This is a genomic window from Xanthomonas campestris pv. asclepiadis, assembly GCF_020784175.1.
In the GTDB taxonomy this organism is placed as follows: domain Bacteria; phylum Pseudomonadota; class Gammaproteobacteria; order Xanthomonadales; family Xanthomonadaceae; genus Xanthomonas; species Xanthomonas campestris_D.
Genome location: NZ_JAJGQM010000002.1, coordinates 181,680 through 202,252, shown reverse-complemented (window position 1 = coordinate 202,252; position 20,573 = coordinate 181,680). Strand labels below are relative to the sequence as shown.

Here is a 20,573-nt window from a genome sequence, read left to right as displayed (position 1 = left end):
GAAGACGTGGCAAGGCGTGCTGATCCTGAGGGCTGCGCCGGCACGGCGGCGGCTTTCAAACCAGGTAATCGCAATGTGATAACGTATCATCTTGTTGAGCCATTGCCTTGCCATGCTTTCCAGTCCCCAAGCCGCTTCCGCGATCTCGATCAGCAATCTGCATGTGGCCTATCGCGGCCGCGCCGTGTTGCAGGGGCTGGATCTGCAGGTCGCCCCCGGCAGTGTCTACGCCTTGCTGGGCGGCAATGGCGCCGGCAAGTCCTCCACGCTTTCCAGCCTGCTCGGCTTTGTCAGACCCGCCTCCGGCAGCCTGCGGGTCGACGGCATCGACCCGGTCGCCGACCCTGGCGCTGCGCGTGCGCGGCTGGCCTATCTGCCGGAAAACGTCGCGCTCTACGAGCATCTGAGCGCGCTGGAAAATGCCGACTACCTGCTGGCGCTTGCCGGCCAGCGCCGCAGCCACACCGAGATCGGCCAGGCGTTTGCCGCCGCCGGTCTGCAGGGCGAAGCCTGGCGGCAACGGCTGGCGGGATTTTCCAAGGGCATGCGCCAGAAGGTGGCGATCGCGGTGGCCACGCTGCGCCAGGTGCCGGTGTTGCTGCTGGACGAGCCAACCTCCGGCCTGGACCCACGTGCCATTGCCGACTTCAACCGGCTGCTCGGCAGCGTGCGCGAACGTGGCGGCGCGGTGCTGATGGTCACCCACGACCTGCTCGGCGCAGTGGATGTGGCCGACCGGATCGGGTTCCTGGAACACGGGCGCATCGCCGATGAAATCGGCGCCGGCGACAGCGGCTTCGACGTGCGCACCTTGCATGCACGCTTCGCACGTCCTCAGGATCGCGCTGCATGAGCGTTGCCGCATGAGTCCTGTGCTGTTGGTCGCGCGCGAAGAACTGCGCTTCATGGCGCGCAACCGTTCCGCTGCCATCGGTGTGGTGCTGCTGATGCTGCTCACGCTGGTGGCAGCATTGACCGCTGTGCATCATCAGCGCGAAGTGGCCGCGTTCCGCGCGCGCCAGCAATTGGCCGCGCAGCAGGCCTTCGAAGCACAGCCGGACCGCCACCCGCATCGGGTGGTGCATTACGGCCACTTCATCTATCGCCCGCTGCCCGCGCTGGCCGCATTCGATGCCGGCGTGGACGCGTTCACCGGCAACAGCATGTTTCTGGAAGGCCATCGCCAGAACACCGCCAACTTCGGCGATGTGCGCCAGAGTTCGCTGCTGGTGCGCTTCGGCCAGCTCACCCCTGCGTTCGTGTTGCAGGTGCTGGCGCCGCTGATGCTGGTGTTTCTCGGCTATGGCGCGGTGGCGCGCGAGCAGGAGACCGGCACCTTGCGTGCGCTGTTGTTGCAGGGTGCCACGCGTGGGCAATTGTTCGGCGGCAAATATCTCGCGCTCGCGGTGGTGGCCGCTGCCTGCCTGTTGCCGGCCCTGGTCGGGTTGCTGCCGATCGCGTCGTTGCCGGGTCAGGCGCTGCGGGTCGCGCTGCTGGTGCTGGCGTATGCGGTGTATCTGCTGGTGTGGTGTGCGCTGGTGCTATCGGTGTCGATGCTGTGCCGGCGCGGCCGCGATGCGCTGCTGGTGTCGCTGGCGGTGTGGGTGTGGTTGGCCTTGCTGGTGCCGCGCCTGGCACCGGATGTGGTCAGTGCGGCATATCGCCTGCCAACGCGGCTGGGAACCGATGTGGCGATCCAGCGCGACCTGCGCACCCTCGGCGACAGCCACAACCCGGATGACCCGCACTTTGCGCAGTTCAAGCAGCAGACGCTGGCGCGCTATGGCGTGCAGCGGGTGGAAGAGCTGCCGGTGAACTACAAGGGCCTGCTGGCGCTGGAAGGCGAGCGGCTGACAGCGAGCCTGTTCGAGCGCTATGCCGCGCGCGATTCGGCCATCCAGCAGCAACAGAATCTGCTGGTGCGCACGTGCGCCTTGCTGAGCCCCACGGTTGCGTTGCGCGCGTTGTCGATGACGCTGGCAGAAACCGACCTGCGTGCGCACGAGCGGTTTCTTGCGCAGGCCGAGCGTTACCGCTACACGCTGGTGCAGCAGCTCAACCAGCTGCAGGCCGATGCGGTGAGCATGGCCGACGACACCGCGCAGGATGCCGGTGCCGACCAACGCAAGCGTATCTCCTCCGCGCATTGGCATGAGATCCCGGTGTTCGCATTCCAGCCGCCGGCCACCACCGAGGTCGTGCGCGCCGCCGGCGTTGCGCTCGGCCTGGTCGGTGCCTGGTTGCTGGCCGCGCTGTGCATGCTGGTTGCAGCGGGCCGACGTGTGGGAGTGGCGCGCTGATGCTGCTGTGGAAATACGAACTGCTGCTGTTGCTGCGCGCCCGTGCCGCGCTGGCCGGACTGGTGTTGCTCGCGGTGTTGACGGTGTGCAGCCTGCTCTCCGGCCAGCATGTCATCGCCGCGCAGCGCGACAACATCGCGCGCATCGCGGCACTGCAGCAGGAAGACATTGCAGTGGTAGAAGACTATGTGGCGCGCTCCAACGACGCTGGCAGCGCGGCCTACTACAGCTTCCACCCGACCTGGGACCTGCCCTCGCCGTTGGCATTTGCCGCGGTGGGCATGCGCGATGTCTCGCCCTACATCCTGCGTGTGCGCGCGCTGGGCCTGGAGGCGCAGATCCACGATGGCGACAGCTACAACCCGGAGCTGGCACTGGCCGGGCGCTTCGACTACGCCTTCGTGCTGGTGTTCCTGCTGCCCTTGTTCGTGATTGCGCTGCTGTTCGATCTGCGCTCAGGTGAACGCGAGGCCGGGCGCGCACGCATGCTGGCCGCGCTGCCGGGTGCCGGAGCCGCGTTGCTGGTACGGCGCGTGGTGGTACGTGCTGCTGCGGTGCTGGTGTGCCTGAGCGTGCCGTTTGTCATTGCCGCAACCCTCAATGCGGTGCCGCTGCTGCAACAGCTCGCGGTACTGGCATTGACCTGCGCCTATCTGCTGTTCTGGGTGCTGCTGTCGGTGCTGGTCGGGCGCCTCCACTGGCGCCCGGCCGCGCATGCCACCGCCCTGGCGACCTGCTGGGTGGTGCTGGCGCTGGTGGCGCCGGCGTTGGCGCATGTGGCGATCAACCAGGCGGTGCCGGTCAATCAAGGCAGCGAGATCGCGCGGCTGCAGCGCGAGGCGGTCAACCACGCCTGGGATATTCCGCGCCAGGACACCATGCGGGCCTTCTACGCGCAGAACCCGCAGTGGGCAGATTCTGCGCCGCTGACCAGCGAGTTCCATTACAAGTGGTATTTCGCCTTCCACGAGAACGGCGATCAGCAGGTGGCGCCGCAGGTCGCGGCGTATCGGCAAGGCCTGCAACGACGCGAAGCGCTGGCGCAGCGCGTGGCCAGCGTATTGCCGCCGGTTGCATTGCAGGCTGCGTTGACGCGCCTGGCGGATACCGATCTGCGTGCGCAATTGGCCTATCAAGATCGCATTCGCGCCTATCACCAGGCGTTGCGGACGTTCTACTACGGCTATCTGTTTCGCGACCGGCCATTCACGCGCGACGACTTCGGGCGCGCGCCACGTTTTGATGCAAGTGCCGATCCCGCGTCATAGCAGCTGCGTTTTACCCCTCAACCTTCGTTGTCTCACTTGCGACCCGGGCCCAGCGCTTCCGGGTGTTTCAGGAGTCCTGCCCGATGTCCGTGTTCTCGCCGCGCCAACGCATGCCACACACAATGCCGTTGCTCAGCATGCTGGCCTGCGCATGCGTCATTGCCTGCGCCGACGCCGCCGAGCCGCAGGCACGCGATCTGGATGCGGTGCAGGTGCGCAGCCAGTACACGCCGTACCGCGCATTGAGTGTGACCGGCGCCACCAAGACCGATGCGCCGCTGCGCGACCTGCCGATCAGTGCGCGCGTGCTGGACCAGACCCTGCTCAAGGATGCCGGCGTCACCGATCTGGCCGGTGCGCTGGAGATGGCCAGCGGCATCACCAAGGCCAACAACCTGGGCGGGTTGTGGGACAGCTACTCGATGCGCGGCTTCACCGGCGACCCGAATTTCAGCTCGGACTACATGGTCAACGGCTTCAACGCCAGCCGCGGCTACAACGGCCTGCGCGATGGCGCCAACACCCAGAGCATCGAGGTGATCAAGGGCCCGGCCTCGGCGTTGTACGGGCGTGGCGAGCCGGGCGGGGCGGTCAATATCGTCACCAAGAAGCCGTTGTTCCAGCCACAGCACAGCGTGGATCTGTCGGCGGGGCGCTTTGATAGTTATCGGGCTGCGCTCGACAGCACCGGCGCGCTGGGCGAGAACCTGGCCTATCGGCTGAATGCAATGCACAAGGATCAGCACAGCTTCCGCGACACCGTCGACAGCGACAACACGCTGCTGGCGCCCTCGCTGCTATGGATGCCGACGCCCGATACCACGGTGTCCTACGAGCTGGAATTCGTGCGCATCCATGCGCCGTTCGATCGCGGTGTCACTGCCATCGACGGCGATGCCAATCGCTTGCCGGCCGGGCGTTTTCTGGGCGAGCCGCGCGATGGCGATATCGATCTGCATTCCACCGGGCATCAGGTCTTTGTGGTGCATGGCTTGAACCAGACCTGGTCGCTGCAGGGCGGCGCGACCTATCGCGACAGCGGCATGCGCGGTTTTTCGACCGAGCCGTGGACGCTGCAGGCCGACGACCGCACTTTGCGCCGCGAGCGCCGCTACCGCGATTACCAGGGCCGCGACATCGCCGCGCGTGCGGAATTGCTCGGCAGCTTGCAGACCGGCAGCGTCACCCACAATGTGTTGTTCGGCGTGGATGGCAATCGCTTCGACGACAGCCGCTTCCAGCAGCGCGCCCGCTCTGCGGCCACGCCATACAGCATCGACGTACTCGCGCCGCAGTACGGCGTTGCCCAGCCGGGGCGGCTGGCCACCATCACCGATACTGAGGAGCGCCAGCAGGTGTGGGGCGTCTATGCGCAGGATCAGCTCGACCTTGGCGCGCGCTGGAAGGCCTTGCTCGGCCTGCGCTATGACCATTACCAGCAGGATCTCGACAATCAATTGCGCAGCGCCACGCAGCGCGCCTCCGATGGTGTGGTCAGCCCGCGTGCGGGCGTGATCTTCCATGTCGATGCTGCGCTGTCGCTGTATGCCAGCGCCGCGGCCGGCTTTCGTCCCAATAGTGGCGTGGGTGCGGACGGACAGAGTTTTGCGCCGGAGAAAAGCCGCTCGCTGGAAACCGGCCTGAAATACGTGCAGCCCGGCGATGGCCTGGAAGCGACGCTGGCCGCGTTCCGCATCGACAAGAAGAACGTGCTGAGCCTGGATCCGGCCGACACCAGTTTTTCGTTGCCGGTGGGCGAGATGCGCAGCCAGGGCGTGGAGCTGGATCTGCTCGGGCGGCTGACCCCGCGCCTGGCCGCCTCGGTGGGCCTGGCCTATACCGACTCGCAGGTCACGCGCAGCAGTGAGGCCGCCGCCGGCACCGGCCTGGCCGAGGGGCGCCGCTTTCCGAACGTGCCGCGCTTCAGCGGCAATGCCTTCGTCAACTACGCGCAGCCGTTGACCGGCAAGCGCAGTGCGGCGGTGGGCGTGGGCGTGTCGCATACCGGTGAGCGGCTGGGTTCGGTGGATAGCAATACCGACTTCGTGCTGCCTGCGTACACGGTGTGGCGCCTGGTCGGGCATTACGACCTGAGCGAGCGCCTGCGCCTGTATGCCAAGGTCGAGAACCTCAGCGACCGCCGCTACGCCGCGTTCTCCTACAGCGAGCAGTGGGTGTATCCGGGCGCGCCGCGCAGCTGGACGGTGGGTGTGCGGCTGCGGTTTTGATCAGCGCTCGCAGGTGATCGACACCGCCAATCAATATCCGATCCTGTGTGGTCGATGGATCATGCGACCACTGGTCGGGTGGGTGCGAACGACGGCAGCCCGTCGGACTGGTTGCCATCGTGCTGGATGCGTGCGCCAAACCAGTTTCAGCCAGCGGCCGTGTTCATCCAGCGCCAGCGGGATCGATTGGTCGCGCTAGCTGCGCCGCGTGGACGCACGCTTGCTGCGTTTCTTGCCAGGCGCCACGGGTGCGGCGTCCTCGCTGGCCAACGCGCCACCGTTGTGCAGCTGTTCCAGCCACGACAGCGCATCGACATAGCCGAGGAAGTGCTGCAGATAGCCCGGCGAGCACTCGCGCATCAGGCTGATGCAGCGGTGCACCAGCACGCTGGAATTGAGCGGGCCGGCGTCCTTGGGGGCGTCCTGCAGCGACTGCCGCACCTGGCTGGCGGTGCGCACCGTGGTCCAGGTGCGACGGAAATCCTCCAGCGCCGGCAGCTCGGGAAACGGCGTGGCATCGGCGCTGGCGGTCTTTCTGCTGTCCACTTCCATCAACGCGGCGTGGCCTGCCATCTGCTCGGCCAGTGCGCCCAGCGCGCTGCGTTGCGACGGCTGTGCGGCAGCGCTGGCGACACGGCGGCGTGCGGCTTGCTTCACCGTTGCCGCATACGCATCGACCAGTTTGCCCAGTTTTTCTTCCAGCACCTCGCGCACCGGCTCGGCCTGTGTGCCGGCACGCGCGGCCAGCGTTTCCATCAGATGGAAACGCACCGGGTCCAGCCGGTCGGCGCCCTGGCTGCGCCAGCGCTGCAGGCGCGCGTGCGCGGATGTCGCCTGCGTGCTCATCGCGTGCCTGTGGCCGGTGCTGGCTTGGCGGCAGAAGATGCACGCGAGGTGGACGGGCGCGCAATCGGCGCGATCTCCACGCGCCTGTTCCTGGCGCGGCGTGTTTCATCGGCATTGGAATCCACCGGCTGTTGCGAGCCAAAGGCCGCGGCGAACACCGACGCGGCCGGCACGCCTTCGGCGATCAATGCACGCGTCACCGTGAGTGCGCGTTGGGCAGACAGTTCCCAGTTGTCGGCGTAGCGACGGTTGCCGCCCAGCACCGGGCGGTCGTCGGTGAAGCCGCTGACCATCAGGATCTCCTCGCGCGCCGCCAGGTACTCGGTCAACGGCGCGGCCAGTGTCTTCAGCACCTCGCGGCCTTCCGGCTGCAACTGATCGGAATTGAAGGCGAACAGCACATTGCCGCGGATGCCGATGCGCCCGTCGACCAGGGTCACGCGGCCGGCGGCCAGTGGCGCCGCCAGCGCCTGCTCCAGCGTCTTGCGGCGCTGCGCTTCGGCCTGACGCTGTTTGACCTCTTCGTCCAGGCGGCTGGACAGCTGCAGCTGCACACCGATCACCCCGACCAGGATCAGCACGAACGCCCCCAGCAGCACCGACATCAGGTCGCCGAAGGCGGCCCAGATCGGTGTGCCCGAGTCGCCGTCGATGTCGATCTCGTCGCTCATGCCGCGCTGGCCTCGTCGGCAGCGGCCTCACCGGCATCGTTGCGGCCGCGATCGAGCTGACGCAGCTCTTCGATGATCTGCTTCTGCGACAACATGCTGAGGTCCACCACCTCGCGCGCCTGCGCCACGTAATACGCCAGTTGGTCGTCGCTGCGGGCGAGCGAGGCGTCCAGTGCGGTGGCGACGTGCTGCAGGCGTTCGTTGAGCTCGCTGGTGGAACCGCTGAACAGCTGCACCGCCACGCCGAAGGCTTCGCCCAGGCTGGCCACTTCCACCGCGCTGCCGCTGACATGCGCGGCCACCGCGCCGAGCTTGCCGGTCTCGCTGCCGATCTGCTCGGTGAGCTGGATGCCCACGCGCTGCAACAGGTCCGCCGAGGTGGTGACCAGCGCATCCACCGCTGCGCGTTGTTCGGTGGAGGCGTGATTGACCGCGTTGAGCAAGGTATCCAGGGTGGCGAGCAGCTTGCTGCGTTCTTCCAGCATGGCGGTGTCGCGCACCATGCTTTCGGACAGGTTCTGGCGCAGCTCGGCCACCACATCGGCGGCGGCCTTGGGCGCTTCGGAAGCGATCTGCATCAGGCGGGCCACCTCGCTGATGGTGGCGCTGGCCTGTGCCTGCGCCTGCGTGGACAACTCGCTGGCAGTGCTGGCCAGGGTGTCGCAGATCGCCTGCTGTTGCTGGGTGACGCGTTCGCCGGTGCGTTCCCACTGCGTGGTCAGCTCCGCGCTCATCGCGGTGAAGCGTTCGCTCCACAGCGCCAGGCGCTGGGAATCGCGCGCTTCCAGCGCGGCCTGCAGGTCGGTGTGCGATTGCTGCAGGGTGCCGACCAGGGCGGCGGCATGCGTGTCGAAGCTGGCGGTGGCGGCCGCCAGCGCGCCCTGGTGCTGGCTCGCCAAGGCGGCGCTGGCGTCGCGTTGCTGCGCCAGCGCATCGTTCCAGGCACTGGCCGTCTCGCTGCTGGACTGATCCATGCGCCTGGACACCGCATCGACCAGGGCGCTGGAGCGTGCGTCGAAGGTGCTGGCGAACTGGCTCAGCGTGCCCTGCAATTCCTGCGTCAGCACGTGATTTGCGCGCTGCTGTTCGGCCACTGCCGCGGTCCAGGTGGCGGCAGCCGCCGCGGTGCTGTTTTCGAAGCCGCTGCTCAGGCCATCGAGTTGTTGCTGCACGGCCTGGTGCACGCCGTCCTGCAGCGCGGTGGTCTGCTGCGCGAGCTGGTCGAGCGTGGCGTGCAACTGCGCACTCAACGCGGCACCTGCGCGCTGCTGCTCGGCGAGCACCGCTGCCCAGTGGTCGGCAGCGGCCGCGGTGCTGCGGTCAAAGCCGTCATTGAGTGCGTGCAACTGCTGCTGCACCGCGTGGCTCACGCCGTCCTGCACCGCACTGCTGCGCTGATCGAGCTGCGCCAACGTGGCCTGCAACTGCTCGGTCAGGGCGAGGTGCGCACGTTCCTGCGCGGCCAATGCGGCCTGCCAGTGGTCAACGGCCGTCTGCGCACTGTGCTGGAAGCCGTCGTTGAGTGCGTGCAGTTGCTGCTGCACGGCGCTGCTGACGCCGTCCTGCACCGCAGTGGCCTGTTGTGCGAGCTGCTCCAGCGTGTTCTGCAGCTGCGTGTCGAACGCCTGCTGCGCGCGTTCCTGCGCGGCAAGCGCGGTGGTCCAGTGCGCGGCCGCGGCACTGGCGCTTTGCTGGAAGCCGCTGGTGATGCCGTCCAGTTGCTGCTGCACGGCGTGGGTGAGGCGCTCATGCAAGGCGGCGGTATCGCGCGCGATACTGGTCATGGTCGCTTCCATCGCCGGCTGCAGGGCCGCGCCCACCGCGCGTGCGCTTTCTGCCACGCCGGCCTGCAGCGCGTGCTCCATCGCCGTGGCCAGGCGCGCATAGGTCGCCTCGCTCCTGGCGTGGAATTCGGCCTGCTGCGCGGCCAGGCGCTCATCGGCGGCGATGCTCTGCTGCTCGATGCTGCCCATCAGCGTCTGCAGGCGATCGATCAGCGCCGGCATCAGCGCGCTTTGCTGCTGCTGCAACTTGAACACTTCGCCACGCTGGTGCGCGTCCGAGTGCGGATGCAGCTCGGAGGCGATCTTCAGATCCAGCCGCTGCACCGCCTGCAGCCGTTCGCGCCGGCACAACGCCGACAACAGCCCCAGCATTGCGGAGGTTGCCACGCCGGCGATCGAGGTGCCGAACGCAAATGCCAGGCCTTCCACCGGTGCGGCCAGCGAGCCGCGAATGGCCTGCAGGTCGGTGGCGCTCTGCAATGCAAAGCCGGTGCCCTTGAGCGTGGCCATCATGCCGAGCAGGGTGCCGAGCATGCCCAGCAACACCAGCAGGCCGACCAGGTACGGTGTCAGCACCGGTGCCGGCAACGCCACGCGCTCGCCCTTGATGCGCAGGCGCACCGCGTTGCGCAGGCTTGGATGCAGGCGCTCCAGCCACTCGCTCAATGCCGTTGGTGCGGTGGTCAACGCGGCAACGGCATCGTCCAGCGTGGCGCTGGCCTGGCGATAGCGATACAGCTCCAGCGCGCCGGCCACATAACAGGCGCCGATCACCGCTGCGACGCAGGCGCCGAGCGGATTGGAGCCCAGATAACCGATGCCGACCCAGCAAACCGCCAACAGGCCGACGACAAACACACACAGGTGGACGAGAGTTCTGAACATGAGGTCCCAGTTAGCGGGTACGAAGCGCTGCAAGCAGGCCTTCGATCGGGTGAAAACGGACATCCAGTTCGGCGAGCAATACGCTCTGCATGTCTTTGCGAAACACATCCAGCCAGCCATCGGAGACCGCGCGTGGCGCGGCCTCGCCGTCGTGTGCCGGGTTCTGCGCCTGCGCGGCATCGCGCAGACGCTCGAAATGCGCGCCGAGCAGGGTCGGCACATGATTCAGCAGGGTCTGCTCGCGCGGGCTCAAGGTCAGCTCCATCACCGCATCCACCTCGGCCAGCCGCGCCATCGGCGCGGATTCCAGCGCCAGCATGTCGCGCAGGCGGCCACGCAGATCGCCGGTGGCGGTGCGCATCGCGCGCTGCATCGCCAGGTAGTGCTGCCGGAACGGGGCATAGTCGAGCGCAGGCGTCGCTGCCGCCGCGTCGTTGTCGGCATCGGCGGCGCTGCGCGCATCGCGACGCGCGCGCGCGAGCACGGCATCCAGCTCGACCACGCTGCTGGTCGCCAACCCGGTGCGCACGCGCGCGCAGGCCTCGGTGTCGAGTCTGCGCGTGTCGGGCAGCGCTTCGATCTCCGGCAACTTGCCATCCAGCGCCTTGGACACGGCGACCGCGCGCGTCCAGTCGATCCATTGGCTGAGCCGGTCGGCGAGCGCATGGTTGGACTGGGCAACGTGGGCATCGGTGAGGCGAGCGAGCAGGCGAATGAACGCCGGGCCCGACAGGGGCGCCCGTGGAGCAGCTTTCGCCATTGTTCCGGTCAAAGACCGCGCATTTTACACGGGAAGCTGCGCGGTTCGGCGCTTTGCACGGCAGCTGCGGGCTTGCCGCGCAGGCCGGCCCTGGCGGCATTCAGCCGGCCTGGTGTGGGGCGTGCGCGCGATTGCAGCATGCAGGGCTGTGATCCAGCGGGCGCAGCGCCCAAGGATCAAATCCATCTGTAGCGGTATCTGGCCTGCGCACTCCCGTGGTCGTGCGCAGCGAGCGCTACCAACGCTGCGGGCCGGATACGCCTGGCCCGCAACGCGATCTCTCACCCTCGGGCGCGATGTACCAACGGAATCAGCACCACGCCCAGCAGCGCCACCGCGGCGGCCACATAGCCGATGCTGCCCAGCCCCCAGGCCGGAATCACCAGACCGCCGATGATGGCGCCGATGCCGATGCCGGCATTGGCCGCCGACACATTGGTGGTGCCGGCCAGCGCCTGGGAGTGGGTCACCGAGTTCATCACCCGCACCTGGCTGATCGGAAACAGCGCGGTGTAGGCAATGCCCCAGACCGCCAGGGTCAGATAGAGCAGCACGCCGGTCTTGGCCACCGGCACGCACAAGGCCATGCCCAGCGCGAGCAGCAGCAGGAACACCGCCGTGGCACGCAGCGGCGAGCGATCCACCACTCGCCCGCCCAGCCAGTTGCCGATCAGGCCGATCGCGCCGAAGCCCATCAGCCACCAGCCCACATTCGCCGCCGGCACGCCCACGCTGCGTTCCAGCAGGTCGGCCAGATAGGTGTAGGCGGTGAACATGGCGGTGAAGACCACCACCGACAGGATCACATTGGCCAGGAAGAAGCGCTCGCCGAAGATGCCGGCCTGCTGACGCAGATTCACCCGTTCGCTGCGGGCCACGGTCGGCATCCATAGCGCCAGCGCCGCGGCCATCGCCAGCGACAGGGCGGCCAGGATCCAGAACGCGCCGCGCCAGCCGATGCTGTTGGCGGCCACCGTGCCCAGCGGAATGCCGAACAGCAGCGCCGCCGAAATGCCCAGATACACCCGCGACACCGCGCGCCCGGCGTGCTGCGGCCCGGCCAGTTGCCCGGCGGTTTCGCTGGCGGTTCCCCAGAACACCGGCAGTGCCAGCGCCGGCACGAAGCGGGCAAAGGCCAGCACCCAGATATTGGGCGCCAGCGCGGCCACTGCGTTGGAGACCGCAAACACCAGCAGGATCATGACAAACAGGCGCTTGCGATCCAGATGCGACAGCCACGCGGTCAGCGGCGGGCCGAACAGCATCACCGTGAAGGCGAACAACGTCACCAGCTGGCCGGCCGCGGAGATGGAAATTTCCATGTCGCGTGCAAGGCCGGGCAGCAGCCCGACGATCAGGTACTCGGTGGTGACGATCACGAACGCGGCAAACGCCAGGATGAAGATCGCCACGCCGCTGCGTGCAGCGGCTGGCGCCGCGGTGGCGGAAACGGGGGAGGAAGTAGAGCCGACAGCAGACATGGCATGCGCCGCAGTGTGGGCTGGTCATCATAGGAAAGAATTAAGATCGTATATCGGGAGTATTTTCCGTAAATTGCGGACTTCAGTTCTTGAATAAGCGCCCATGCATCCGTCCGAACGCGTCAAAGGCATCGATATCTTCGTCAGCGCCGCCGATGCCGGCAGCTTCACGGCCGCTGCCGAGCGGCTCAGCCTGACCAGCTCGGCAGTGGGCAAGGCCATCGCACGCCTGGAGACGCGCCTGGGCGTGCGCCTGTTCGCGCGCACCACCCGGCGGCTAGCGCTGACCGACGCCGGCGCGGCGTTCTATCGGGTCTGCGTCAAGGTGCTCGACGAGCTGGAGGAGGCCGAGCACGTGCTGCGTGCCGAGGGCCAGGCGCCCACCGGCCGGCTGCGGCTGGACCTGCCGGTGAGCTTTGGCCGGCACAAGGTGTTGCCGGTGCTGCTGCCGTTCTTCCAGCGTTATCCCGGCCTGCAGCCGGTCATTTCGTTTACCGATCGCTTCGTCGACATGGCCGAAGAAGGCATCGACATCGCGGTGCGCATCGGCGGGCCGGATCACTGGCACAGCAGCCTGGGGCACCGCTATCTGGGCCATGAAAAACGCGTGTTCTGCGCCGCACCGCAGTACCTGGCGCAGCGCGGCACGCCCGACAGCATCGCCGCCTTGCTGGCGCACGATGCGGTGCTCTACGGCAAGGCCGATGGCAGCAGTAGCCCGTGGTTGCTGCGGCATGGTGCAGGGCCGGTGGAACAGCGTGCGATGGACGCGCGGGTGGTGTTCGGCAATGCCGAGGCGCAGGTGGACGCGGTGGTGGCCGGGCTGGGCATCGCACAGCTGCCGACCTGGCTGATCGATCAGCATCTGCAGCGCGGCAGCCTGGTCGCGGTACTGCCGCAATGCGATACCGAAGGCCTGCCGCTGCATCTGGTGTGGATGCGCGCGCGCCAGTTGCTGCCCAAGCTGAGCCGGTTGCTGGAATGTCTGCAGCAGGGCTTGCAGGATGCGGCGTGAGTGCGGCGCCTGGCGCGGTGTCGTGCGGTGTCGTGCGGCGTCTTGCGGGATTGCGGCAGCGGTTGTGCACGGTGTGCATCGACTCTCCGCGATGTAGCGCCAGGTTCGGGTCAGCGCACACGCCAGCACACGCAGCAGCAGGCCCGATCGAGCGCAATCACGTCGGTCTGCGCTTGCTCTCTGACCAATTCAGCTACAGCTGCGCTGTCTCACGGCCGACCCTGTTTTGTAAGGTGAACGCGTGTAGTCTGCCGTCCGGGGACGATTCCCCAACGAGGTGACCGCAATGGATCGCTGCGACATGCAGGTGTCCGATCTCATGGTTCTGGAGTTGCAAGGGTTCCACGCTGCCTATGGCAGTGGACCGGACTTCTGGGACGCGTATCAACGCATCATGACCCTTGCCGCGCAAGCCGGCGGCGATCTGATCACACTGGCCAACGAAATGGCTTCCCTGGCGCAGGGACTGGGCGCGACCAAGCACGCGCAACTGCTGTAATCCTCGCTTGCTTGCCTACCTGCTGGCGACGCGGGTCTGCGTGCCGGGAGGCGGTCACTTCGAAGCCGACGATGCAGGGGCTATGTGTTCAGCCGGCCGCGGTGTCTGCATGCGGCGCGCCATCGATCACCCAACTCCAGCCGCAACAGTCACACCGCAGGCGTGCTGCCACTGCGACGCGCTTACTCGGCGTCGGTTGTTGCGGTTGTCGCGGTCTCTGCTTCAGACGCGTCGGTTGCCTTGGCAGCCGGTTTGCCTGCCTTGGCAGGAGCGGCCTCGGGCTCGCCACGCTTCTTGTCGCGACGCAGCGGGGTATCGCCCAGACGCTCGATCGCGCCGCCGGATTGCTGGAACGCCTCCAGATCGGCGGCCAGCCGTTGCTCGGACAAACGCGGCTTGCCTGGCTGATTGCTCACGGTCATCGACTGACGGCGGGAGTTGTTCATGGCGAAATCCTCATGCGTTGTACAGCGTCAAGGGAATGCCCCGCCGGCGTTGGTCGTCGTAGGTGGCACGCACGTCGCGGCAATACGGCCCGGACATGACGAAACGCCGGCAGATTGCCGGCCGCGTCTCGTAGATCGAACAACACATGCGCGCCGCATCGATGGCCACGCACCAGCCTTCCTCGTCACGCGCCATCACGTGCCAACCTTGCGGTGTCACGCTGGTCAAGTGGTTGGGGATGCGGTCGGATGGATCGACCATGACGGTGAGCCGGCAACAGACGGCGTCGCAACGTTCGCAGAGATTCTTGATGGAGAAGGCCAGATAGAGTGAAGGCGACACCGGAGTCCGGCCGCCCTTGCACCATACACCTTGGGCGTGCCGGGGTGTGAACCGGTCCCTGCCTTGGATACAGCGGGTTGGCATTTGTGCTCCCGCAGTGCCCTGGCCGCGTGGTCGGCGCTGCCATGCGTGCATTGCGTATGGGCCTGCGGTGCGAGTGTCGCGCGCGGAGGCATCGGTCGAGTCACTTGTGGTGCCGATCATGTACACGTGTGATCGAGACTGCGACGCTGGCATCGACAGAAGAAAGGCAGGTAAAGAGACGAGCGCTGCGCCATGCCGATCATGATGGCGATGTCGAACGGTGCAATGCGCAGACAGACATGACGCACAGGGCGCGTCGATCCACGCATGCTCCGTTGCTCCGTTGCGTCGCGGCCGGGATTGCCGGATCCACAGCGATCATCGGCTGCCAGCGTGCAACAACGCCCGCAACGCGCAGCGTGGCTGGATGCAGCAGAGGTGTCCCTAAACGGTTGCCTTTGTCGTGCCGATGCGAAGACCTCTTTCACCTGTGCTGTCGGCAGGCCACCGTAGCGTTGGGTGGTCTGCATCAACGCGACAGGAGATCCCATGAATACTGCCCATGACCACACAGCTGCGCCCGACCCGGCCGGCGATCACGACGACCAACGCAGCGACAAGGAAAAACAGGACGCCTTGCAGGATGACGCGCTGGAAGAAACCTTTCCGGCCAGCGATCCGGTGTCGCCGTTCGTGCCGGCCAAGCCGCTGTACTGACCAGGCCGCACATTGACCATCAACGCAAACGGCGCGGTCATCGACCGCGCCGTTTGCGTTTGCAGCGCTGCCGGCGGTTACGGCGTCAACACCACCTTGCGGCAATCGTCCTGCTTCTTGTCGAACAGTTCGTAGCCACGCGCGGCATCGGCCAGCGGCATGCGATGCGAAATGATCGCGCTGGGCTTGAGGTCGCCGTTGCCGATGCATTCCAGCAAATGCGGCATGTGCTTCTGCACATGGGTCTGGCCCATCTTGAAGCTCAGGCCCTTGTCGAAGGCATCACCGAACATGAAGGCATGGATGAAGCCGGCATACACGCCCGGCACGCTGACCACACCGCAGCGGCGCGTTGCGGCAATGCACTGACGAATCGCCACACCGCTGCTGCCTTCCAGCTTCAGGTTAGTCAATGCGCTTTCGACTGCGCTGCCTTCGGCCTCGAAGCCCACCGCTTCGATGCTGGCATCGACGCCACGGCCGTCGGTTTGCGACACGATCACATCGGCCGGGTCATCGACCTCGTCGAAATTGATCGGGATAATGCCGTAGGCCTTGGAGGCGAAGTCCAGCCGATACGCATGCCGGTCAACCATGAAGATGCGCTCGGCGCCCAGCATGCGGCAGCAGGCCGCAGCCATCAGGCCCACCGGGCCGGCGCCGAAGATTGCCACGGTCGAGCCCTGCTTGACCCCGGCATCGATGACGGCCTGATAGCCGGTCGGCAGGATGTCGGACAGGAACAGCACCTGTTCGTCGTGCAATGCATCGGGCACCACCAACGGCCCGACATTGGCTTTGGGCACGCGTACGTACTCGGCCTGTCCGCCGGACAAGCCGCCATACAGATGACTGAAACCGAACAGCGCCGCCGGTGGACGCATGTCCTTGTGATTGAGCGCCGCGCCCTTGCCGGTATTGGTGGTTTCGCAGGCGGAGAATTCCTGCAGCATGCAGTGGAAGCAGCGCCCGCAGGCGACCACGAACGGAATCACCACCCGGTCGCCGCGCTTGACCGCGGTGACGTCGGGGCCGACGTCTTCGACAATGCCCATGAACTCATGGCCGAGAATATCGCCGTGCCGAAGATCCGGAATCTTGCCGCGATACAGATGCAGGTCCGAACCGCAGATGGCCGTCGCGGTCACGCGCAGGATGAGATCGTCGCGTTCGACCAGGATCGGGTCCGGCACGGTTTCGACCCGGACATCGCGTGAGCCGTGGTAGTTGAGGGCGAGCATGGGGGTTCTCCGAAAAGGCCGTCGATGTGCGGCAACACAGCCAGTGTCGGTAGCGCGCCGTTAAGTCCGTCAGCACGGCACGTGCGCACGGTGTGGACGCGTTCGATTGGCGACGCGGCGTTGATGCGCGTGTCACGTCTGGATAACCCACGCGCTCGCACTCTCGAACGACACGCTGAATCGTTCGCAGGTTAGTGCGTGCAGCGACCATGCGACCCCGACAATCAACGATCGTGCCCTGTGCGATCAACCAGGAGAAAAGGAATGGGAATTTTCAAGATGGTGACCGCTGGTGCAGTGGGCTACGTGGCGTACAAGGCGTGGCAGCGTCGTCAGAGCGAAGCTGGTGAAACAGCCAGCCCGAAGAGCAACGATCGCGACATTCAGCAGCAGACGCTGGGTGCACCGGCCAACGCGGGCAGCACGCCGCCGCATGGCGATCCATTGCGTGACGCTGCTGCAATCTCCGGCGACCGCAAGCAGGCCCTCGGTGCCCTGGTGGTGTTCAACGAGCAGGAACGCACGCTTGCGCAACTGGCGGTCGTGAAAGGGCTTGGTGGCGAGACATTGCAGTTTGCCCGCAAGATGGACGAGGCCCATAGCGCGGCATTGACCGATCTCAGCCGTTTCGCACCGGATCGCAGCGGCACGCTGGCGCAGGCTGCATCCACCAGCGCCGAAGGCACCCGCAAGCGTCTTGAAGGCCTGGACGGCAAGGAGTTCGAGACGCAGTACCTGCAGGCCAGCGTGACCAGTCACGAGCAGGCCTTGACGTTGCTGGACGCCCAGTTGGCCAGCGAGCCGGGATCGAGTGATCTGGGCAAGGAGCTGCAGCGCGCACGCGAAACAATCGCCCAGCATCTGGAACATGCCAAGTCGCTGCGGGCCAAGGCGAGCCAGCCGCACTGATAGGCGGAATGCTGATCAAGCACCGCACGTGATGTGCGGTGCGATGTCACCAGACAGGCAGCTTCGGCTGCCTGTTGTCGTTGTGGCGCTGCTGGGCGCGCGTCAATCTTGTTTGATGCGTGCCGCATGCTCAGCCGGTTCCGGTTCCGGTTCCGGTTCCGGTTCCGGTTCCGGTTCCGGTTCCGGTGCAGTGCAAGGCGATCTCATCGCAACGCAGTCGTCATGACGCGTCAGGCGCAGCCTGCTCGAAGCCCGCGGCCTGGCGTTGCCACAGGCCGTCGAACACGCCACCGTGTCCACGCAGTTGTGCCGGGTTGCCGTCTTCGACTACGCGACCTCCCTGCAGCACCACGACGCGATCGAATCCGATCACCGTGGACAGGCGATGCGCCACTGCCAGTACCGTGCGATCGCGCATCAGGTGATCCAGCGCGGCTTGAATTTCCGCTTCCGACTCGGTGTCCAGCGCCGAGGTTGCTTCATCCAGGATCAAGATCGGTGCGTCCTTCAGAAACGCACGCGCAATGCCCAGACGCTGGCGCTGACCACCGGAGAGCAGGACCCCGCGCTCGCCGACCTGGGTGTCGTAGCCCTGCGGCAGTTGCCGGATGAAGCCATCGCAGAATGCATGCCGCGCGGCGTCCTGCACCTCCGCATCGCTGGCCTCCGGGCGGCCGTAGCGGATGTTGTCGGCAATGCTGCGATTGAACAGCGCGGTTTCCTGCGGGACCACCGCAATCTTTTCGCGCAGGCTGTCCTGGCTGACGCTGCGGATATCCTGGCCATCGATCAGCACGCGTCCGGATTGCACATCGTCCAGGCGTTGTATCAAGGCGATCAAGGTGGACTTGCCGGCGCCGGAGGGCCCGACGATGCCGACCTTCTGGCCGGCGGGGATGTGCAGGTTCAATCCGTCCAGCACTGCCACCCGATCCGGATAGGCAAAGCGCACTTCTTCGAAACGCACATCGCCCTGGGCCAGTGCCAGCGGTGCATCCGCATCGACGATGGCATGCGGCTGCAGGATGATCTGCAGCGTGTCGGCGATGGCGCCTAGCTGCTGGGTGGTGTCCACCAGCGTCAGCGCCAGGTCGCGCGAGCCGTGCAGGATGCGGAAGGTCAAGGCGCTGACCAGCACCACATCGCCCGCGCTCACCGTGCCGGCGCGCCACATGCTGATCGCCCAGATCAACATGCCGCCGGCCATCACCGACAGGCAGATGTCGTGGATCACTCTGGCCTTTTCCACATACATCCAGCTGCGCCGATGGGCGACCGCCTCGTCGCCGATCTGTTCGGCCAGCCGCGCGCTTTCGCGGTCGCGCGCGGCAAATGCCTTGATCGTCCATACATTGGACACCGCATCCACCAGCTCGCCGCCCACGCGTGCGGCCTGTGCGGCAAAACGCTGATGCTTGGCGCGGCCACGGATGCCGAAGCTGGTGATGATGGCCGCCACCACCGCGATAAAGCCGATCAGGGTGGCGGCCATGCGCCAGTCCACGGTGAGCAGCAGCACGATGGCGCCGATGAAGTCCACGATCGGCGGCACGATCTTCCAGGCCAGCCCGCCGTAAATTTGCCCGGCCGCGCTGCCCAGTGCGGTGATGCGGTTGCCCAGCGCGCCGGCAAAATGCTCGCTGAAATACCGCATCGGATGACCGGTGAGGTGGCGGAACAGATCCACACGGATATCCACCACGCTGGCCACCACGGTGCGACAGCCGAGCCAGCCACCCAGCCGCCACAGCAGGTTTTCGACGGCGATCAGGCCGATGAACACGCCCAGCGGCAGCCAGACATCGGCCTGGCGGCGCTGGTCGGTGGCCATCGCATCGACCAGCACCTTCATGCCGTACTGCACCGAGACCGCGCAGCCGGCAGCACCGATGATCAGCAGCAGCAACCCGGCAAAGTGCCAGGGCCGCTGGCGAATGTAATGCCATAGAAAGCGCGCGGGGGTGTCCGGCAACAGGGCGGGCTGCGCGACGGTGTTCACGTATCGATGTCGGCCAGCGCACGCTGCGGCACACGCAGGCCAAAGCGTTCGTGTTCGCGGCGTAACTGCTCGGCCAGGCCAGCGTCCAGTGGGCGCTGCCCGTGTTCGTCGGCATAGCCGAACACGCCGGTGTGGCAATGGCGGTAGTTGTCCCAGCCCGGATAGTCCAGCACCGGATACAGGCAGATCCCCTCCATCGGCACGCCTTGCTGCATGGCCAGTGCCACTTCGCTGCTGACGTGTGCAAGCCAGCCGGCACGTTTGTCGCCTTCGGCACCGGTTTCGGAGATGATCAGCGGGCGCTGATAGCGTTGCCAGAATTCGTCCATGATCGCCGAGAACGGACGGTGGTCGGGAGATGTGCGCGGGATCGGCGCACCGCCCAGATACCACTGATTGTCCGCGTAGTAGTTGAGGCCGACGATGTCCAGATACTGCGGCGCGCCGCCCAGCCCGGGCCACTGCCTGCCGCAGATCATGTCCCAGGCCTCGAATTGCGCCACCCGCAGACGCTCGGCTTCCCGGCGCGGGCCGGGGCGGTCGTTGGAGGCGGTCACATGGATGGCCGGGTCCACCTGCACGAAGCGCGCGCGCGGCTCCACCTGTCGCACCGCATCGATCGCGGCGATGGTGGCGCGTACCAATTGATGCTTGAGCTCGAAGCCGCGCCCGCGCGCTTTGGGATACATGCCCGAATGGTCGCCGCCGTTCCAGGCCCAGAACGAGATCTCGTTGAGCGGCGCGTAGAACGGCACGGCATCGGTTTCGTTCTTGATGCATTGCGCCGCCGCCGCGGCAAAACGCGCGAAGCGATCGACGAACTGCGGGCGCCAGATGTCCACATCGTCCGGCCAGCCGTAATGGCACAGATCCCAGATCACCTGGGTGCCGGCGGCATTGGCGGCATGCAGCATCGGCAGGAAGCTGGACCAGTCGTAATGCCCGGGCCGCTGCTCGATCAGGTGCCAGCGCAAGCCGTCGCGCGCCGTGCGCATTCCGTGCGCGGCGACGGCGTGATAATCGTTTGCTGCCCAGCGGTCGTGCCTGGTGCCGGCGATCAGATCCAGCCGGCGGCCATCGCGACGGCGATGGGTCGAACATTCGAAGCCCGCCATGAAAAAACTGTCGAACACTGTGGGGCTATGCATCTGAGGTCC

18 protein-coding genes are annotated in these 20,573 nt (G+C 66.4%); 8 read left to right on the top strand and 10 right to left on the bottom strand.

From position 1 onward, the window contains the following. Positions 1-112: 112 nt before the first annotated feature. From LL972_RS01800 to LL972_RS01785, 4 genes are all read left to right on the top strand, one after another. A complete protein-coding gene (locus tag LL972_RS01800) occupies positions 113-853 on the top strand; it encodes an ABC transporter ATP-binding protein (RefSeq protein WP_228326156.1) in 741 nt (246 codons plus the stop codon). A gap of 10 nt (positions 854-863) precedes the next feature. Next, positions 864-2,300, top strand: coding sequence for an ABC transporter permease (locus LL972_RS01795; protein ID WP_228326155.1), 1,437 nt, complete (start codon positions 864-866; stop codon positions 2,298-2,300). Further along, entirely contained in the window at positions 2,300-3,568 is a 1,269-nt protein-coding gene (locus LL972_RS01790) for a DUF3526 domain-containing protein (RefSeq protein WP_228326154.1), read from the top strand. The genes LL972_RS01795 and LL972_RS01790 overlap by 1 nt, the downstream gene beginning before the upstream one ends. A gap of 83 nt (positions 3,569-3,651) precedes the next feature. Then, positions 3,652-5,796 (top strand): TonB-dependent siderophore receptor, encoded by a 2,145-nt coding sequence (locus LL972_RS01785; RefSeq protein WP_228326153.1) that lies wholly within the window; start codon positions 3,652-3,654, stop codon positions 5,794-5,796. 195 nt (positions 5,797-5,991) lie between these two features. On the opposite strand, the gene LL972_RS01780 is transcribed toward LL972_RS01785, so the two are convergent. The 5 genes from LL972_RS01780 to LL972_RS01760 all read right to left on the bottom strand — a co-directional run bounded on the left by LL972_RS01780 (position 5,992) and on the right by LL972_RS01760 (position 12,223). Then, entirely contained in the window at positions 5,992-6,642 is a 651-nt protein-coding gene (locus tag LL972_RS01780; protein WP_228326152.1) for a DUF2894 domain-containing protein, read from the bottom strand. Continuing rightward, positions 6,639-7,313, bottom strand: coding sequence for an OmpA family protein (locus tag LL972_RS01775; RefSeq protein WP_228326151.1), 675 nt, complete (start codon positions 7,311-7,313; stop codon positions 6,639-6,641). The genes LL972_RS01780 and LL972_RS01775 overlap by 4 nt, the downstream gene beginning before the upstream one ends. After that, positions 7,310-9,982 carry a DUF802 domain-containing protein gene (locus tag LL972_RS01770; protein ID WP_228326150.1) on the bottom strand — a complete coding sequence of 891 codons (2,673 nt, stop codon included), beginning with the start codon at positions 9,980-9,982 and terminating at the stop codon, positions 7,310-7,312. The genes LL972_RS01775 and LL972_RS01770 overlap by 4 nt, the downstream gene beginning before the upstream one ends. 10 nt (positions 9,983-9,992) lie before the next feature. Then, positions 9,993-10,742, bottom strand: coding sequence for a DUF3348 domain-containing protein (locus tag LL972_RS01765; protein WP_228326149.1), 750 nt, complete (start codon positions 10,740-10,742; stop codon positions 9,993-9,995). 281 nt (positions 10,743-11,023) lie between these two features. After that, positions 11,024-12,223 (bottom strand): MFS transporter, encoded by a 1,200-nt coding sequence (locus tag LL972_RS01760; protein ID WP_228326148.1) that lies wholly within the window; start codon positions 12,221-12,223, stop codon positions 11,024-11,026. A 103-nt stretch (positions 12,224-12,326) separates the two neighbouring features. Between LL972_RS01760 and LL972_RS01755 the strand changes: the two genes are divergently transcribed. Together LL972_RS01755 and LL972_RS01750 are read left to right on the top strand one after the other, a co-directional pair. Next, positions 12,327-13,238: a LysR family transcriptional regulator gene (locus LL972_RS01755; RefSeq protein ID WP_102583563.1), complete on the top strand. Its 912-nt coding sequence runs from the start codon at positions 12,327-12,329 to the stop codon at positions 13,236-13,238. A gap of 286 nt (positions 13,239-13,524) precedes the next feature. Continuing rightward, positions 13,525-13,737 carry a hypothetical protein gene (locus LL972_RS01750; RefSeq protein WP_016900938.1) on the top strand — a complete coding sequence of 71 codons (213 nt, stop codon included), beginning with the start codon at positions 13,525-13,527 and terminating at the stop codon, positions 13,735-13,737. A gap of 182 nt (positions 13,738-13,919) precedes the next feature. Here the strand turns inward: LL972_RS01750 and LL972_RS01745 are convergent, their stop codons facing one another. Next, the gene (locus tag LL972_RS01745) at positions 13,920-14,183 is read right to left on the bottom strand and encodes a hypothetical protein (protein ID WP_228326147.1); all 264 of its coding nucleotides are present in this window, start codon (positions 14,181-14,183) and stop codon (positions 13,920-13,922) included. 10 nt (positions 14,184-14,193) lie between these two features. Beyond that, entirely contained in the window at positions 14,194-14,610 is a 417-nt protein-coding gene (locus tag LL972_RS01740) for a YkgJ family cysteine cluster protein (RefSeq protein WP_228326189.1), read from the bottom strand. Between the two features lie 489 nt (positions 14,611-15,099). Here LL972_RS01740 and LL972_RS01735 point away from each other — a divergent pair, with 489 nt between their 5' ends. Further along, a complete protein-coding gene (locus LL972_RS01735) occupies positions 15,100-15,267 on the top strand; it encodes a hypothetical protein (protein WP_228326146.1) in 168 nt (55 codons plus the stop codon). 77 nt (positions 15,268-15,344) lie between these two features. On the opposite strand, the gene LL972_RS01730 is transcribed toward LL972_RS01735, so the two are convergent. Continuing rightward, positions 15,345-16,508, bottom strand: a complete 1,164-nt coding sequence (locus LL972_RS01730; protein ID WP_228326145.1) for a zinc-dependent alcohol dehydrogenase — start codon at positions 16,506-16,508, stop codon at positions 15,345-15,347. Positions 16,509-16,772: 264 nt separating this feature from the next. Between LL972_RS01730 and LL972_RS01725 the strand changes: the two genes are divergently transcribed. After that, a complete protein-coding gene (locus tag LL972_RS01725) occupies positions 16,773-17,417 on the top strand; it encodes a DUF4142 domain-containing protein (protein WP_228326144.1) in 645 nt (214 codons plus the stop codon). Positions 17,418-17,637: 220 nt separating this feature from the next. On the opposite strand, the gene LL972_RS01720 is transcribed toward LL972_RS01725, so the two are convergent. Continuing rightward, complete coding sequence (locus LL972_RS01720; RefSeq protein WP_228326143.1) at positions 17,638-19,416, bottom strand: ABC transporter ATP-binding protein; 1,779 nt, start codon at positions 19,414-19,416, stop codon at positions 17,638-17,640. Next, positions 19,413-20,564 (bottom strand): beta-glucosidase, encoded by a 1,152-nt coding sequence (locus tag LL972_RS01715; RefSeq protein WP_228326142.1) that lies wholly within the window; start codon positions 20,562-20,564, stop codon positions 19,413-19,415. The genes LL972_RS01720 and LL972_RS01715 overlap by 4 nt, the downstream gene beginning before the upstream one ends. Positions 20,565-20,573: the final 9 nt, after the last annotated feature.

Excerpts from the sequence above, each read along its gene's own strand:
- LL972_RS01785 (WP_228326153.1), top strand. The coding sequence starts at position 3,652 with ATGTCCGTGTTCTCGCCGCGCCAACGCATGCCACACACAATGCCGTTG.
- LL972_RS01730 (WP_228326145.1), bottom strand. The coding sequence starts at position 16,508 with ATGCTCGCCCTCAACTACCACGGCTCACGCGATGTCCGGGTCGAAACC.
- LL972_RS01760 (WP_228326148.1), bottom strand. The coding sequence starts at position 12,223 with ATGTCTGCTGTCGGCTCTACTTCCTCCCCCGTTTCCGCCACCGCGGCG.
- LL972_RS01750 (WP_016900938.1), top strand. The coding sequence starts at position 13,525 with ATGGATCGCTGCGACATGCAGGTGTCCGATCTCATGGTTCTGGAGTTG.
- LL972_RS01775 (WP_228326151.1), bottom strand. The coding sequence starts at position 7,313 with ATGAGCGACGAGATCGACATCGACGGCGACTCGGGCACACCGATCTGG.
- LL972_RS01735 (WP_228326146.1), top strand. The coding sequence starts at position 15,100 with ATGAATACTGCCCATGACCACACAGCTGCGCCCGACCCGGCCGGCGAT.
- LL972_RS01740 (WP_228326189.1), bottom strand. The coding sequence starts at position 14,610 with ATGCCAACCCGCTGTATCCAAGGCAGGGACCGGTTCACACCCCGGCAC.
- LL972_RS01795 (WP_228326155.1), top strand. The coding sequence starts at position 864 with ATGAGTCCTGTGCTGTTGGTCGCGCGCGAAGAACTGCGCTTCATGGCG.
- LL972_RS01780 (WP_228326152.1), bottom strand. The coding sequence starts at position 6,642 with ATGAGCACGCAGGCGACATCCGCGCACGCGCGCCTGCAGCGCTGGCGC.
- LL972_RS01770 (WP_228326150.1), bottom strand. The coding sequence starts at position 9,982 with ATGTTCAGAACTCTCGTCCACCTGTGTGTGTTTGTCGTCGGCCTGTTG.
- LL972_RS01765 (WP_228326149.1), bottom strand. The coding sequence starts at position 10,742 with ATGGCGAAAGCTGCTCCACGGGCGCCCCTGTCGGGCCCGGCGTTCATT.
- LL972_RS01715 (WP_228326142.1), bottom strand. The coding sequence starts at position 20,564 with ATGCATAGCCCCACAGTGTTCGACAGTTTTTTCATGGCGGGCTTCGAA.
- LL972_RS01745 (WP_228326147.1), bottom strand. The coding sequence starts at position 14,183 with ATGAACAACTCCCGCCGTCAGTCGATGACCGTGAGCAATCAGCCAGGC.
- LL972_RS01725 (WP_228326144.1), top strand. The coding sequence starts at position 16,773 with ATGGGAATTTTCAAGATGGTGACCGCTGGTGCAGTGGGCTACGTGGCG.
- LL972_RS01755 (WP_102583563.1), top strand. The coding sequence starts at position 12,327 with ATGCATCCGTCCGAACGCGTCAAAGGCATCGATATCTTCGTCAGCGCC.
- LL972_RS01790 (WP_228326154.1), top strand. The coding sequence starts at position 2,300 with ATGCTGCTGTGGAAATACGAACTGCTGCTGTTGCTGCGCGCCCGTGCC.
- LL972_RS01800 (WP_228326156.1), top strand. The coding sequence starts at position 113 with ATGCTTTCCAGTCCCCAAGCCGCTTCCGCGATCTCGATCAGCAATCTG.